Annotated in this window: 11 protein-coding genes; all 11 read left to right on the forward strand. The window is 40.8% G+C overall.

Annotation, left to right across the window (positions count from 1 at the left end; all coding sequences use genetic code 11):
* The first annotated feature begins 1 nt into the window (after position 1).
* The 11 genes from ACEQ81_RS04995 (at position 2) to ACEQ81_RS05045 (ending at position 15,396) form a co-directional block, all read left to right on the forward strand.
* Positions 2-1,426, forward strand: a complete 1,425-nt coding sequence (locus ACEQ81_RS04995; protein ID WP_411029745.1) for an amidohydrolase family protein — start codon at positions 2-4, stop codon at positions 1,424-1,426.
* An 18-nt stretch (positions 1,427-1,444) separates the two neighbouring features.
* Complete coding sequence (locus ACEQ81_RS05000) at positions 1,445-2,377, forward strand: hypothetical protein (RefSeq protein WP_411029746.1); 933 nt, start codon at positions 1,445-1,447, stop codon at positions 2,375-2,377.
* Between the two features lie 8 nt (positions 2,378-2,385).
* Positions 2,386-3,993, forward strand: a complete 1,608-nt coding sequence (locus ACEQ81_RS05005; protein ID WP_411029747.1) for an amidase — start codon at positions 2,386-2,388, stop codon at positions 3,991-3,993.
* 9 nt (positions 3,994-4,002) lie between these two features.
* On the forward strand, positions 4,003-5,448 hold the full coding sequence (locus tag ACEQ81_RS05010) for a sodium:solute symporter family transporter (RefSeq protein WP_411029748.1): 1,446 nt from the start codon (positions 4,003-4,005) through the stop codon (positions 5,446-5,448).
* Positions 5,449-5,679: 231 nt separating this feature from the next.
* The gene (locus ACEQ81_RS05015) at positions 5,680-6,396 is read left to right on the forward strand and encodes a GntR family transcriptional regulator (RefSeq protein ID WP_411029749.1); all 717 of its coding nucleotides are present in this window, start codon (positions 5,680-5,682) and stop codon (positions 6,394-6,396) included.
* Positions 6,397-6,462: 66 nt separating this feature from the next.
* Complete coding sequence (locus tag ACEQ81_RS05020) at positions 6,463-9,585, forward strand: TonB-dependent receptor domain-containing protein (RefSeq protein WP_411029750.1); 3,123 nt, start codon at positions 6,463-6,465, stop codon at positions 9,583-9,585.
* Positions 9,586-9,610: 25 nt separating this feature from the next.
* Complete coding sequence (locus ACEQ81_RS05025; RefSeq protein ID WP_411029751.1) at positions 9,611-11,176, forward strand: hypothetical protein; 1,566 nt, start codon at positions 9,611-9,613, stop codon at positions 11,174-11,176.
* Between the two features lie 435 nt (positions 11,177-11,611).
* Complete coding sequence (locus ACEQ81_RS05030; protein ID WP_411029752.1) at positions 11,612-12,508, forward strand: TRAP transporter substrate-binding protein; 897 nt, start codon at positions 11,612-11,614, stop codon at positions 12,506-12,508.
* Positions 12,509-12,514: 6 nt separating this feature from the next.
* Positions 12,515-13,018, forward strand: a complete 504-nt coding sequence (locus ACEQ81_RS05035; protein WP_411029753.1) for a TRAP transporter small permease — start codon at positions 12,515-12,517, stop codon at positions 13,016-13,018.
* A gap of 7 nt (positions 13,019-13,025) precedes the next feature.
* Positions 13,026-14,303, forward strand: a complete 1,278-nt coding sequence (locus ACEQ81_RS05040) for a TRAP transporter large permease (RefSeq protein WP_411029754.1) — start codon at positions 13,026-13,028, stop codon at positions 14,301-14,303.
* Between the two features lie 49 nt (positions 14,304-14,352).
* On the forward strand, positions 14,353-15,396 hold the full coding sequence (locus tag ACEQ81_RS05045) for an aldo/keto reductase (protein WP_411029755.1): 1,044 nt from the start codon (positions 14,353-14,355) through the stop codon (positions 15,394-15,396).
* Positions 15,397-15,411: the final 15 nt, after the last annotated feature.

The raw sequence follows: 15,411 nt of genomic DNA on the forward strand, positions 1-15,411 counted from the left end.
TATGAAACGTTATTCCGTAACATCAAAAAGGCCGACACATTTACTTGGGAAAATTATGGCCGTAGTATTTTTTGTATGCTTTTCACTACAAGGAATAGCTCAAAACAATACACACAAAAAAGTGCTGTTAAATTGCAATGTCATTGATTGTACAGGAGCAAAACTTCAAAAGAATATGACCCTAGTACTCGAAGGCAATAAAATTGTTGAAATAAAGAAGGGGCCTTACACAGGTGATACCAATGAAGAGAACGTAACCGTGATCGATGTTGAAAACGGATATGTGGTACCAGGCCTCTGGAATATGCATACACATTTATCCGCGCTATTGCCCGATCCAAAACACATTGAAGAAAACGAAAGCCTGGCTTCCGCATCCATTAGGGCAGGTCTCAACGCTATGGACGGGTTACGCCATGGGTTTACCAGTGTACGCTCTGTTGGTGAGCGCGACTATTTGGATGTGGCCTGGAGGGATGCCTTCGATCAAGGATTTTTTATGGGCCCTAGAATTTTCGCAAGCGGAAATTTTGTTTCCCCCACTGCAGGGCATAGAGGTTATGTGGAGCACGGTGCAGATGGTGTTGCGGAAATAAGAAAATTGGTAAGGCAACGTGTTCAAAAAGGGGTAGATCTAATTAAAATATTTAGTGTGGAAATGCTCCAGGATGAATTGGAAGCTGCCATACAAACGGCCCATAGTCTGGGAAGACATGTAACCACGCATACACGCGAACCGGATATTTATAGAGCCGTAAAAGCGGGCATTGACTGCATAGAACATGGGTATGGCATTACCGATGAGACCATTGCACTTATGGCGGAAAAAGGCACTTTTTACGACCCCACCATAATATGTAATCTTAGCGATGCATATATAAAAGAACGGGAGAACAGGCTTAAAACCCTGGGTTATGCGAATGATAAAGAGATATCTTACTACCGTACCCTTATCAACTATGCGGACGAAAGATCCCAAGAACATGCACTGTATCAAAGACAAGCATTGAAAAAAGCCGTTGATGCCGGGGTTAAGGTAGTATTGGGTTCAGATTCCATGCCCATTGGGGAGATTGGAATTTTGGAAATGGAACAATTTGTACTTTCCGGAGTGAGCGAAATGAATACACTAATTGCCGCTACTCGAAACTGTGCAGATTTATTGGGCGTATTAGATAAATTGGGTACCGTAGAGGAAGGGAAATTGGCCGATCTTTTGATAGTTGCCAAAAATCCTTTGGATAATATCTCCAATATCCGAGAGGTAAAAATGGTTTTCAAAGATGGCGTATCGGTCAATTTGGATCAACCCCAAGGAACCGCTTCCTATTGGGATTATTTTAGCACGTCCAATTTAAAAAAAGGATTCCTTAAAGAGGCGGAAAACGCAGCAGGTTTTCAACGTGGTAAAGCAAAACAGGATTAGTACTTAAAAATAACTGAAATGAAATTTTTGGTAGGAAATAAAATATGGGGCTTGTTGTCGATCTGTTTTTTTGTTACGCCTGTGAAAATGCAAGCTCAAAACGAGGCTGGAAAAAGTGACCCTAAAGTCATTTTTCAATCCAATAGAGATGGTAACATGGAGATTTATATTATGGACGCCGATGGCTCAAATCAGATCCGAATTACCCATCACCCTGCAGAGGACAGTGCACCGGCATGGTCACCAAATGGGGATAAAGTTGCCTTTGATTCTGATCGGGATGGTAATTTGGAAATCTATACGATGAACGTTGATGGAACGGATGTATTAAGACTCACGAATAACACAGGTGCGGATACGGCACCAAGATGGACCCCTGACGGAGAGCAAATAATGTTCAGCTCCAAACGAGGGAAGGTAGGCGGTGCCTACATTATGAACGCAGATGGCAGCAATGTTAGACGTATTACACAAGAAGATTTCCATGCAGGTTCTCCTTGTCCTTCTCCAGACGGATCCATGGCGGTTGTGGAACATGAAAGCGGCCCTGCCTGGACGGAAAAAACAGAATATTTGAGGCGGGCTCAGATATGGATCGTCCATACCGACGGAACTGCCCCAAATCAGGTTACGGATATTGATGCATATAATGGCTATCCAGCATGGTCTCCCGATGGCAGTAAAATAGTGTTCGATTCCAATCCAACGCCGGGTAACCCGCCGGCCAATATTTTGAGCATTAATAGAGACGGTTCCGGATTAAAAAACTTGACCAATAGCAAGGGGTATAACGAATTTGCCGCTTGGTCCCAAGACAGTAAGAAAATTGTTTTCGTATCCGATCGTGATGGTAACAATGAAATTTATAGCATGAACGCAGATGGAACACAACAAACCAGGCTGACCAATAACAACAATGACGATACAATACCATCTTGGTCTCCCTTTTAAATATTTCAATGATGAATCAAATTAAAAAACCGTTCGCATATCTTTTTTTAGCAACTCTAATTTTGTCCTGTAATCAGGAAAAGATACCGCAAGCATCTTCCCGAGCGTTGGATCATCTTAATATTCATGAAGAAATTACAGTTGATGAGATTCATAAGGCGTACAAAAACAAAGAATACACGATAACAGAATTAACACAGTTTTATTTGGATAGAATAAATGCTATCGATAAAAATGGACCTTCCTTAAATGCGGTACTGACCATAAACCCGGATGCACTTGATATTGCCGCAAAGCTCGATGAAGAATGGCAAAATGATAATATCATGGGCCCCTTGCATGGCATTCCAGTTTTACTAAAAGACAATATTGATACAGCCGATAAAATGCCCTGCACTGCGGGTTCTAGGGTAATGAAAAATTCATATCCACTAAAAGATAGTCCATTGGCGGCACAGCTAAGAAAGGCGGGGGCAGTTATTTTGGGCAAGGCCAATTTAAGTGAATGGGCAAATTTCCATTCGAGCTATTCTTCAAGTGGTTGGAGCGGTTTGGGCGGACAGACTAAAAATCCCTATGACCTTAGTAGAAACCCTTGTGGGTCTAGCGCAGGATCTGGTGCAGCAGTAGCCGCTAACCTGTGTGTTCTGGCAATAGGTACAGAGACCAATGGCTCTATAGTTTGCCCATCAAACAACAACGGGATTGTTGGAATTAAGCCTACCGTAGGCTTAATCAGTAGAACCGGGATAATTCCAATTTCATTTACCCAAGATTCTGGTGGCCCAATGGCAAGAACGGTCAAAGATGCGGCTATTTGCTTGGGAACTTTAACCGCCATGGACGAAAATGATAGTAAAACCATGGTTCCAGATCGGGTAGCATATCAAGATTATGTCCAATTTCTCAAAGAAGGGAATCTTAAAGGAAAACGGATCGGTTATTTTAAAAGTCCGTTGGGTACCAATGCTAGGATGACCAAACTAATGGAAGAAGCTGTAGGGTTTTTTAAGGAACAAGGAGTAGAAATTTTTGAAATAGAAGAACTTTTGGATAAGGCTACGGGAGATCATTCTTTTGAAGTTTTATTGTATGAATTTAAAGATGGTCTTAATAACTATTTTGACACATTGGGGGATAATGCACCGGTAAAAGATTTGCAAGAACTAATAGATAGCACTTTTGCCGATAATGTAGAGATGCGATATTTTGATCACGAACTATTGAAGCTGGCACAGTCCAAAGGAAGTTTACAGGACGAAGAGTATAAAAAGGCCTTATGGACAATGCTAAAATCTAGTAGGGATGAAGGAATTGATAAAATAATGGACGATAACAATTTGGATGCGATTATTGCTCCAACAGGCGGCCCGGCCTGGAAAACAGATCTCACCAATGGGGATAATTTTAGTATTGAAAGCAGCTCACCCTCGGCTATTGCCGGATATCCCATAATCAATGTTCCCATGGGCCTGTTGGATGGGCTTCCGGTGGGGCTGTCTATTTTTGGTCGTGCTTGGTCAGAATCCGTACTGTTGGAAATAGCCTACAATTACGAAAAAGGAACGCATCATAGAAAAACACCGAGGTATATTAACGATAACCAATCGGATTAAAGCATAAATATGAACTATATCGGAATTGCTGTAATTGTTTTTGCTATTATCACTTTTTGGATAAGCCTTTGGACTTATTTTAAAGTGAAAGGGAAAGCTGTTAACTATTTCAAAGCTGGGGCAATGATGCCGGTATGGGTCGTTGGAATAAGTCTTGTGGCACCGGCGATAGATGCAAATGGCTCCATTGGCGCTGCAGCACGCAGTGCGGAATTTGGGTTTTGGTCCGGGGCCTCAATTCCTATAGGTCTGGCGGCATGCATGTTTTTATTGGGACGTTTTTTTGCAAAGCCAATTTGGAATATGAATATGATGACTTTGGCCGATTTTTTCGGAAGACGCTATAACAGAACTGTAGAAACTTTGGCCACGTTAACCATGTTGGTGGGTAGTGTAATACTTTTGGCCGGTAACATAGCAGGCCTGGGAATTTTGTTCCACGGAGTGTTCGATCTTTCTTTTGTTCCCATCGTCATTGTATTGGGCGCGGGGATTTTGCTCTATTCACTAACTGGTGGTTTTTTTGCTTCCCTTTCATCCAGTGTTTTTCAAGTTGGCATTTTTATCATAGGCATTTTATCCGCTTTCTTTTGGCTGACATTCCATTATGGATGGGAGGATCTCTTAATGAAATTGCCACATGATAAATATTCAAGTGTTGGGTTGACCCAAATAAAAAATGGAGCTCTTCAAAATTGGGCCGCAATTATATCCTTGGCGTTGGGAAATGTTGTTGCATTGGATTTGGTTCAACGGGTCATATCCGCGGAGTCACCAAGGGCTGCACGTAAAAGCTGTTATTTGGGAGGAGTGTTAATTTTGTTGGTAGGAACCCCCGTTTCCCTCATTGGTCTTTACGCCGTTTATCTTAAAAAAGAGCTGGGTTTTTCACTGTTGATAGATTTAGCCATGGAGAATGTACCTGTTTGGATAGGGATATTACTTGTGGTTGGCGTAATAGCAGCAAGTATTGCCGTGGCCTCGGGAGTTATTTTGGCAATGGCCAATACAATGACCCACAATCTTTTTCAACGATATTCCCAATCTGTTTGGAGCGATAATAAATTATTGCGAACAGCACGTTTAATGGCCATACCGTTAATGGTCTTGGCCATAATCTTTGCTTGTGTTCGCCCGGAGCCCGGTACGCTTTTGATACTAGCCTTCGATATTGTATTGGCCGGTTGTTTTGTGCCATTTGTTTTGGGGATTTTTTGGAAGAAAGCAAATTCCGCGGCGGCTATATTATCGGTAATATGTGGTGTTGGTATTAGAATGGCCTTGTTTTGGATTGTTCCAGAAGATTGGGCAGGGTTAGACACCTTACTTGCGCCAGTATTTTCGTGTGTTTTGTTCGTTGGTGTGGCCATAACAACTCAGGAGAGATCGCCCCCAAGGTCAGATGCCTTTAAAAGGGCACTTTCCAAAGAGGAGTTGGTGGCCGGAAAATATTAATTGGCCGGTAGTTTAGCCTTTGTTTTGTAGGTAAATAAAACAAAAAACAGATATCGCCAAAATATAGGGGAAAACGGACGATAATTGATGCTTATTTTCTTGGATTTGTGATATATTAAGGATATATTAGTTCGATATTACTGATATATCAGTTGTATATTAATAAGAAATAAATGTTAACGAATTGCACAAAACCGAATTACTAAAAAATGGCATTATTCAGATAGAAATATGACTTGGAACAAAGAGGTTTTGATCAACAAAAAAGGCAAGAAAAAAATGGGATTAATCGCACATTCAGAAAAACATAAATCTTTTAGCAGTCTGGCCGACAAGGCTTATTACCTCCTTGAGGAGATGATAGTAACCCTAAAGCTAGCGCCCGGAAGTCTTATTTCAGAAGCTGAATTGAGTAAAAAAATCGACATAGGCCGTACACCGCTAAGAGAAGCTTTGCAACGGCTTACAAGAGAGCGTTTGGTCTCTGTTTTGCCAAGACGAGGAATGATTATCAGTGACGTTAACATTATGGATCAATTGGAAATTGTGAAATTAAGACAGGTGGTAGATCGATTGATAGTAGGAAATGCCACAAAACGATTGACACCCGAACAGCGAGAACGTTTAAATGAACTTGCAGATGGTATTTTAAAGGCAGCTAATGAAGATGATGCTTTAGAATTTATAAAGTATGATGGGGAGTTTGATCAAATCCTTCAAATAGCATCACGCAACTTTTTTGCATCGCAGATTTCTGAAACCACACATGCGCATTGCCGCCGTTTTTGGTTTATGCACCGGGTGGCTTCGGATTTAGTGGAATCAGCAAGTTTACATGCCAACATGATGAGGGCTACGGCCAATGGCAATCAAGCGGAGGCCGAAACGGCTTCGGACGCATTGAGTGAATATATTGAAAAATTTACCCGGTCCATTTTGGACCATTAAGGTGAGGTTCAATATCAAAATTTCAACTTACTAACTAGCATATAATTATAACTAACTAAATGTATTATGAAACAGTTAAATCTGGCTTTTATTCGTAAAAGTCTCCGTAAAAAACCTAGGTGGACTACGGTATTGCTAATTTTTTTAATGACGTTTACCAATGTTGTTCTGGCGCAATCCTCCGGAACGCTTGTTGGAAAGGTTATTGACAATCAAACAGGTGAATCCCTTTTGGGTGCAACCGTACAAGTGGAAGGGGCCAATCTTTATGCGGTTTCTGACATTGACGGTAATTTTACCATAAATAACGTCCCCGATGGGAATTATACGGTAAAATGTAGCTTTTTAAGCTACAAAACACAGACTCAGAACATTACTATTTCTGGGCAAGAAACAAGCATTGAGTTTAATTTGGAAATTGACCTACTTCAGATGGATGAAGTTGTAGTAACTGGGGTGGTGTCTCAAAACTCCAAGGCAGTTTCCAGTATTTCTGTTCAACGAATCAACGCAAGTGAGCTTTCTAAAAAAGCCAGTTACAATGGTGTTGATGATTTGTTATCCGGTAAAATTGCAGGGGTATCGCTACAAAAATCTGGTGGTGGATTTGGCTCTGGAACTAGGTTTATAGTTCGGTCCGGTGCAGGAATAAATGGAAACGGACAACCACTGATTTTTATTGATGGTGTAAGAATGGATAATAGAACCTCTACTGGTACCGGAGGTGGTGATAGAGGTACCGGAGGTATTTCTTCATTAGTTGGTCTAAACCCCGAAGATATTGCTAACGTAGAGGTTATAAAAGGACCTGCCGGATCGGCATCATACGGAACAGGCGCTGCAAACGGGGTGATTTTAATTACCACTAAGCGAGGAACTAGAAGTGGAATGGAAGTTAATTATAAAACCACCATCGGTTTTCATGATGTAGGAAACGTTTTAGATGAAAGGAATTACAGAAACCATGAATTCTTAAGAAGCGACGTTTTTGAAACAGGGGTTATATTTAAAAATAGTCTAAACGTATCTGGTGGTAACGATGTTTTCAGATCTTTTTTCTCAATAGATAGAAACGAAGAAGACGGTACAACCCCTGATAATAGTATGGAACAGACCAGTGCCCGATTCAACATTGATTTTACACCTTCTGCCAAATTTAGCTTAAAGGCCAGTTCGCAATATAGCAAAACGGATATTTTATTACCTCAAAGAGGTCGTGGTGATGGTGAATTTGGAGCTCTTGGTTTTAACCCAGCCAATTATGATCCCGATTTTGATCCAACAAGGCCAGCTTTTTTCGAAAGTTCGTCCGATGACAATCAAATAAATAATTTCACGGCTTCCTTTCAAGGAAAGTATGCTCCTTTTGTAGACAGGGAAAATGCCCTAAAAGGTCTATCAGCTGCCTTTACAATTGGAGTTACCAATAGAAATGAAAACAGTGTTTTTGTACAAAGGCGTACAAGCGAGGCCATTGAGGGAGTAGATGATCCGGGTACTGTAATAGTGGCTAATGACGAGTCTACTGCATTTACCTTTACAAATAATATTAACTATACCTATAACCTAGGTAAATTCTCAGGGTCATTATCCGTTGGATCACAGATTTTTAGTGAGCGTTCTAGTGGTAACTTTACCTCTGGCACGGATCTTCCCCCGGGATTTGAAACCCTAAATGCCGCAAACACAATTTTACCACCTACACAATCTGCCTTTCATTCAAAATCGGCAGGGATTTTTGCCTCAAATGATTTGTCCTACGATGATAAGTTTTTTACAACACTTATGATCAGAAGGGATTATTCCAGTGTTATGGGCAATTTGGCGCCAAGTATAAGTTATCCGTCCGCAAGTTTTTTAATCAGATGGGATAATTTTGATTGGATGCCAGAAGTATTCTCATTTCTTAAGACTAGAGTGGCATATGGCGAATCTGGCACGTTGCCGGATGTTACGGCAGGCATACCTTTTCTTTATGCTCCAGGGTCATCCCAATATGGCGTAGGGCTTAACGTAGCCTCTATTGGAAACCCACTCTTGGAACCGGAAAGGGTACAACAATTTGAAGTAGGTTTAGAGGCCGAAGTTGGTAATTTTGGTCTGGAATTAACCTATTACAAAAATAAAGCTAAGAAATCTTTAGTGCCACGACCTCCGGTATCATCTTCAGGATTGGCCAATTTTGCTCCTTTCGTAAATGTTGGTTCGGTAGAAGGTTCAGGTTTGGAACTTACATTGAGTACAAGCTTCGCTGGGGAAGCCTTGGGAGGATGGAGAGTTAATTTCACTTTGTTAGGAGGATATCAAGAAAATACCGTAACAAATTTAGGGTTTGACGGACAGATACAAGGTGGCCCAGGTGGAGGCACACAAGTTTTTAGGTCTGGTTTGCCAAGAGGGGCCTATGTTAACTCGGTGACTTTAGGAGCACTATTCTCAGATGGTACAAACGAACAGCAAATAGACATTTTGCCTAATTTCGGAGAAGTGGTACCGGCAGGGGAACTCTATGATTTTGAAAATAGTGACGGAGATGTATTTATTGGCGTAAATACTCCCGAGTATATAGCCAGCTTAAATACCAATATAAGTGTGGGCAATTTTAATTTCTCTGCTCTTTTAGAGGCCAAAACTGGTTTTGTTGTATACAATGAGCAAACGATCGATCAAATATTTTTTGGAGTTGATACGGATTATTTTAATGGTATCGGAACCAATTATTTAGCTTTTGATAGACTGTATCAACAATTGGGATATGGAGATTTTGGTACGGGTGACGCAGCGCTTACACCTGGTTCACCGGCCTACATAGATGCTGCCAATCAGTTCGCTTCATTGTCTCCCTTTAACGATGCAAATGGCATTCAAAAAGGTGATTTCATTAAACTTAGAGAAGTGAGCATTAGTTATAATTTTAAAAAACTGGTAAGTAAATCGAAATTTATCAAAGGTCTAAACATAGGTGTTGCCGGATCAAATGTATTGGCATGGTATAAGCGCAAAGCAAGTTTGCATACCGTAACATCTATTGATACTGGCGAAAAAATACAGCGTTGGATCTCTGGTTATTCCGGTTTAGATTCAGAATCTAACGCGGGAGCATTTACCAATAGCCCTTCAACTGGTGTGCAATCGGGACAACTACCACCAAGTAGAACGTTCACCACATTTGTAACATTAAAATTCTAGCAGAATGCTTTTAAATTTGGAAATTATGAAAAATATAAAACTAATTGTCTGTTTTGTTACACTGCTAGGTTTTTCTTTAGCATCGTGTGACAGTTATGTACAGGATATTGATCCGCTCCTCAACCAAGTTGAAGGTACAGATTTGAACAACGAAACCAGTCTGGGGCTACTTGTAAATGGTATTAAAGGTCAGATGGGTAGTACCGGGGACGCCGGAGAAGGAATTGGACGTATGCTTTGGAGAGTAGCGGGCTATTCTGATGAGATGATCCTAGGTGCTTTTGGTTCTGCACCCGATCATATTACATTTGTCCAAGATCTACCCGGGAATCTTACATTCCATGAAGATGATTGGAGCAATTATCAGCTTTTACGCTTTCTTGCGGATGACTTAGTGCGTAGAGTAGGAGTTATTGACGCAAATGGAGGCTTTGTTAATGAGGAATTGAGAGCAAACGCATTGTGGTGGGGTAACTTTCTAGGGGGGCTAACACGCATGTATCTGGCAGATCATTGGGGAGCAAGAGCTACCGTGGGTGATTCGCCCGGAGCGCCAATTACTACACAAGAACAACTGGATAATGGCGAAGTTGGGGCGTTTTTAAGCTCCAATGAACTACGTGCCCTAGCTCGCGAAAAGTTCAATGCACTTCTGGGAACAGATCCTGGTGATGTTCCTGAGCCGGATAAGTTTGCTTGGTCTTTTATCGCCCGTACCTATTTGTTCGATGGAATGTATGCCGAAGCCAAAACTGCGGCAGAAAACGGATTGCAAGAAGGAGATGAAACATTTGGCATAATCCACAATACAATTTTTCCGAATCAAATGTGGTTGCAATCTGGAAGGACAAACGACGACAATCAATTTATCTTTAGTCCACATCCCCGATTTCTTCAATATGTGTTGGATGACCGTAAGGAAGGTGAGATTATTTCGGAATTAACCCAGGAAAATTTGGATGATGGTATTGTTTCAAGATCGCTTCGGGGTATTGAATCTGGCGAGGGCGAACCAGGAAATGCCACAACGCCCAATCCTAGAAGTGGTTTGGCAAATCAAAATGAGCGATTACCTCTATGGGAAAAGGCAATAACAACAGCATCGGTATCAGGAATCGGTGACGATACGCAATGGGCAGAATTCGCAACAGGCGCCAATGTCACTCAAGATATATATACCGCTGCCGATAGTCCATTTCATATTATAGACTGGCGGGAAATGCAATTAATTTTAGCTGAAGTGGCAATCAGAAATAATGATAATCCCACGGCATTGATACATATTAACAATGTGCGTACATTTCACGGCTTAGATCCGTATGACGAAGCTCAAATGTTGGCATATGATAATCCGAAAGGTGGCGCAAGTGCATTAGGTATTGGTGTAAAGAATGTTCTGTCTGCTACAACAAATTTTACTGGCCCTATGGGTTTACTTATAGAGGAAAGGGATAAAACATTGTTTTTGAAAGGGACACGGATCGTTGATCAGGCAAGATTTGATCTTTGGCATTTAGAAGGGGATGTTTTTAGATTTTATATGCCAATCCCAAGAAGTGAAACAGATAATAATCCAAATGTTCCAAACTAAGAAGTATTTGAGTATAAGCGTGTACATCCTTATTGTACAAGTATTTTATTAAGCAAAAGTATATGGTATAAACACACCTCCAAAAAGCAAATGTTTTCATGCGTGAGTTAGTTTAAGTTGATTTGCAAGAATAAACCCCGGAGGTGTGTTTTTATAAGAATGATTTGAAGGAGAATGTGGAAGCACCAGTTCATTGGTTCTCCGCTGTTTTATCATGGCGGGATAAAAAGTGGAGCAGTGCCTTCATATGACTTAAATAAGTTGATAAACAAGAACTTGCAAAGTTGCAAATTGGACTATACCTTATGGGGTGTTCTACCAATAACCCAAATAATGACAATGAAAAGTAAAAGTAGTTTGTGTTTGTGCTATACAATAGTTTTGTTCTTGTGCTTTTCTTCATGTAACTGGCATGGGAATTCCAAGAACGTCGTAATGAAGAATTCACATAATGCAGGTGAAAAACATTCTTTTCAGGAGGGATATCTTTCCATGAAAAAGCATTTAGAAAAGATAGGCGAAGGCAAAATAGATTTTCAAGTTTTTCCTGCCGCTCAAATTGCTACGGAAAAAGATGCCATTGAAATGGTTAAGTTAGGGGTAATTGCTTCCACACCGGTTAACATTGGTGCTTTAGGATCATTTGTTCCAGAAGCGGATTTGTTTAATTTTCCTTTTCTTTTTAGGGATACAAATCATTTTTATGATATAATAGATGGACCGGTCGGTAAGCAAATTGCCAAAAAAATTGAAGACAAACTAGATTGTATTGTCTTGGGATGGTGGTTTGCAGGGGTTAGGAATGTTTGGAACAAAGAACGCCCTATCCATAAACCTGAAGATCTTCAAGGATTGAAAATTCGCGTTATAGGAAGTTCAATAATTTTGGACGGATTTAATTCATTTGGTGCCCAGGCAACCAGTATGTCATTCAATCAACTTTATTCTGCCGTTCAGACAAAAGTACTTGATGGGGGAGAATGTGATAACACTGATCTTCTTGATATGAAATTCTACGAAGTAACGAAGTACATTTCCAGTACGGAGCATTTATTTCCGGCGGTCGCATTGCTTTTTAGCAAAAAACAGTTTAACGAATTATCACCGGACGTTCAAAAAGAAGTTTTGGAAGCTGGGCATACTTCTGTTGCTGTTCAGCGTAGATCGATGAAACAAAAAACGGAAGAAGCGGTGGTTCAACTTCAGGAAAAAGGAATGGTTTTTAATGACGTGGATAAGAAACCCTTTCAGGACCTTGCTAAAGAACTTTATTTAAAAAATGCAGAAAAGGTAGGCGGCATGCAATTAATTGAACAGATTATAAACCAGTAGCTTGTTATGAAGGTAAATACATCATCTGTTGGAATAGAAATGAAGAATTTATGGAAACATCCTCTAGAGTTGGCACTTTGCCTATTGCTTATTGGTATTGTAGTAGTGACTTTTTTACAGGTTTTGTTTCGGTTTTTTCAGCTTCCATTGGGTTGGACGGAAGAATTGGCTACCTATTTGTTCATGTGGGTCGCAGGGCTTTCCGTAGGCTATGCGTTTAAAACAAAATCCCATTTTGCACTGCGTTTCGTGGTAGATCGTTTAGGCTCAAAAGCACAGCGAATGACATCAATTTTTGTTTCGGCAATAATGGTCGTCTTTTTGGTATTGTTTACATGGAAAGCCGTAGAATATACTATAAGTTCTTCGGATCATTTTGGACCCGGTACGGGCCTATCATTGGCAGTACCATATTCCTCGGCAATCTTCGCCGGCTTAATAATGCTTTACTATGTAATAAAAAACTGGTTTGACGAAACCTCGGATAAAACAATTAATAAAAAAGATTAAGGATAATATGTGGTGGATTGTTGTAATTGTATTGATTGTAGCCTTGCTTTTGGCAGTGCCCGTAGGTATGGCACTGGCAATTACAGCCTTAACAGCTATGCTTTTATTGCCAAATGATATTCTGATCATGATGCCGCAAAAGTTTTTGGCAGGATTTGAATCTTTCCCTTTAATAGCGATTCCGTTGTTTGTGCTCGCGGGCCAACTTATGGCACAGGGAGGTTTGGCAAAACGTATTGTTGATATGGCCATGGTATTTGTGGGCAGAATTTATGGAGGATTAGGATTGGTGGTAATCTTATCAACAATGCTAATGTCCGGTATATCGGGATCGCCCAGTGCAAATACCGCAGCTATTGGTTCTGTGGCATTGCCGGGGATGAAAAGAATGAAATACCCCCCGGCTTTTGCAACGGCATTGTTAAGTGCTGCAGGCGGCGTATCTACATTGGTGCCACCGGCAATAGATCTGATTATCATTGGGGTCATTGCAAACATTTCTATAGGAGGTCTTTTTGCGGCAGGTATAGCCCCGGCAATCTTTAATGGGGTGGCAATTATGGGATTGGCCTATTACTACGCCCGTAAAATGAAATTGCCATTAGCGGATAAAATGAAACTGAAAGAAAAACTTCATGTTTTAAAAGGAGGCTTTCTACCAGTTTTAATGGTAGTGATTATTTTAGGAGGCATATATGGGGGTATTTTTACGGCTACCGAGGCGGCATCCGTGGCCGTTGTATATGGTTTTCTGGTATCGGCATTTGTATATAAGACGCTGAAGGCAAATAACCTGCCAAAAATACTATTGGATACCTGCGCTTTAACTGGTGTGGTTTTATTGGTGTTGGGAACAGCCTCCATGTTTTCTTTTGTATTGACATTTGAGAGAATACCCCATGTAATGGCCGAATGGATTATGACCTATGCAGATAGCCCTCTTGTATTTCTTTTATTGGTACATATTATTTTTCTGGTTCTGGGAATGGTGATGGATGCATTGCCGCCCATTATTGTGTTATTGCCCATATTGGTCCCGGTAGGTATTACGTTGGGTATAGATCCTATGCATCTTGGAATTATGATTGCCGCCAATGTGGGTATTGGGATGATTACACCACCCATGGGCATATGTCTTTTTGTAGCCTGCGGTATTAACGGTGTCCCCATAGAGAAGGTAGTAAAGCCACTGTTGCCGTTTTTGTTGATTTTAATTTTCAGCTTGATAATAATTACGCTTGTACCAGAAATAACATTGTTTTTGCCTAAGCTGTTAGGCTATTAGACTTAATATCAAATTAAAAAATTATTAATACATAAATGCAAAGTAGAATATGGAATATAGAACTTTAGGCCGTACAGGTGTTAATGTATCATCGTTGGTTTTGGGAACAGATAATTTTATGGATCCCTCCCCACCGGCCGAATGTGAGCGAATTTTATTAAAAGCGTTGGATGCAGGTATCAATATGGTAGATACGGGAGATGTATATGCCGATGGAGAAGGAGAACGTATTATTGGTAAAATTTTAAAGGAGTCTGGCAGACGAGATCAGGTTATTATTGGTACAAAGGTAGACCATGGGCAACGTAGGCCTGGTTTTACTTTAGAAGAATACAATCCGGAACTTGGGCCTAATCAACATGGCCACACCCGCTTAAATATTATTCGTGCCTGTGAAAATTCATTGAAGAGGCTAGGAACAGATTATATAGACCTATATCAGTTACACCGCCAGTCGCCCAATATTCCAATGGATGAAATTTTAAGGGCCTTGGACGATTTGGTTACACAAGGAAAAGTACGTTACATCGGTTGTTCCACACATCCAGCTTGGGCGGTTGTAGAATCAATCTTAATGAGTGAAATGAAGAATTATGTTCGGTTTGTCTCGGAACAGCCTCCTTACAACTTGTTGGATCGTCGTATTGAGAATGAGTTGGTACCTGTCTGTGAGAAATATGGGGTAGGCTTAATTACCTGGGCTCCCATGGCCATGGGTGTATTGGCAGGTCGTTATACCGATGCCAATAAATTCCCCGAAGGTTCCCGAGCGGCACTTCGAGGAGGATTCTATGCAGATAGGGTTACAAAAAGAGGTATTGAAGTAGGAATTGAATTCACCAAAATTGCAAATGAACTTGGTCTAAGCCCAGCGCAACTGGCCATACTGTGGTGCAAAGACCAACCCGGTATTACGGCACCACTTATCGGCCCACGTACCGTGGAACAATTGGAGCCTTTATTGCCCATTATGGATATGAAACTTACCGATGAAACGAGAAAAGCTTGTGATGCGCTGGTGCCTCCAGGGAGTACTGTAGCCAATTTTCACAACACGGCAGATTGGATGATCGGGAAAATAGCGGATGTATAAACAACCAATGAAATT

The sequence above is a fragment of the Spongiimicrobium sp. 3-5 genome (assembly GCF_046557915.1).
GTDB lineage: Bacteria > Bacteroidota > Bacteroidia > Flavobacteriales > Flavobacteriaceae > JBHEBG01.

What these genes read in the sequence shown, in the direction of transcription:
- ACEQ81_RS05015 (WP_411029749.1), top strand. Translation starts at nt 5,680, where the DNA reads ATGACTTGGAACAAAGAGGTTTTGATCAACAAAAAAGGCAAGAAAAAA.
- ACEQ81_RS04995 (WP_411029745.1), top strand. Translation starts at nt 2, where the DNA reads ATGAAACGTTATTCCGTAACATCAAAAAGGCCGACACATTTACTTGGG.
- ACEQ81_RS05005 (WP_411029747.1), top strand. Translation starts at nt 2,386, where the DNA reads ATGATGAATCAAATTAAAAAACCGTTCGCATATCTTTTTTTAGCAACT.
- ACEQ81_RS05000 (WP_411029746.1), top strand. Translation starts at nt 1,445, where the DNA reads ATGAAATTTTTGGTAGGAAATAAAATATGGGGCTTGTTGTCGATCTGT.
- ACEQ81_RS05040 (WP_411029754.1), top strand. Translation starts at nt 13,026, where the DNA reads ATGTGGTGGATTGTTGTAATTGTATTGATTGTAGCCTTGCTTTTGGCA.
- ACEQ81_RS05030 (WP_411029752.1), top strand. Translation starts at nt 11,612, where the DNA reads ATGAAGAATTCACATAATGCAGGTGAAAAACATTCTTTTCAGGAGGGA.
- ACEQ81_RS05020 (WP_411029750.1), top strand. Translation starts at nt 6,463, where the DNA reads ATGAAACAGTTAAATCTGGCTTTTATTCGTAAAAGTCTCCGTAAAAAA.
- ACEQ81_RS05025 (WP_411029751.1), top strand. Translation starts at nt 9,611, where the DNA reads ATGAAAAATATAAAACTAATTGTCTGTTTTGTTACACTGCTAGGTTTT.
- ACEQ81_RS05045 (WP_411029755.1), top strand. Translation starts at nt 14,353, where the DNA reads ATGGAATATAGAACTTTAGGCCGTACAGGTGTTAATGTATCATCGTTG.
- ACEQ81_RS05010 (WP_411029748.1), top strand. Translation starts at nt 4,003, where the DNA reads ATGAACTATATCGGAATTGCTGTAATTGTTTTTGCTATTATCACTTTT.
- ACEQ81_RS05035 (WP_411029753.1), top strand. Translation starts at nt 12,515, where the DNA reads ATGAAGGTAAATACATCATCTGTTGGAATAGAAATGAAGAATTTATGG.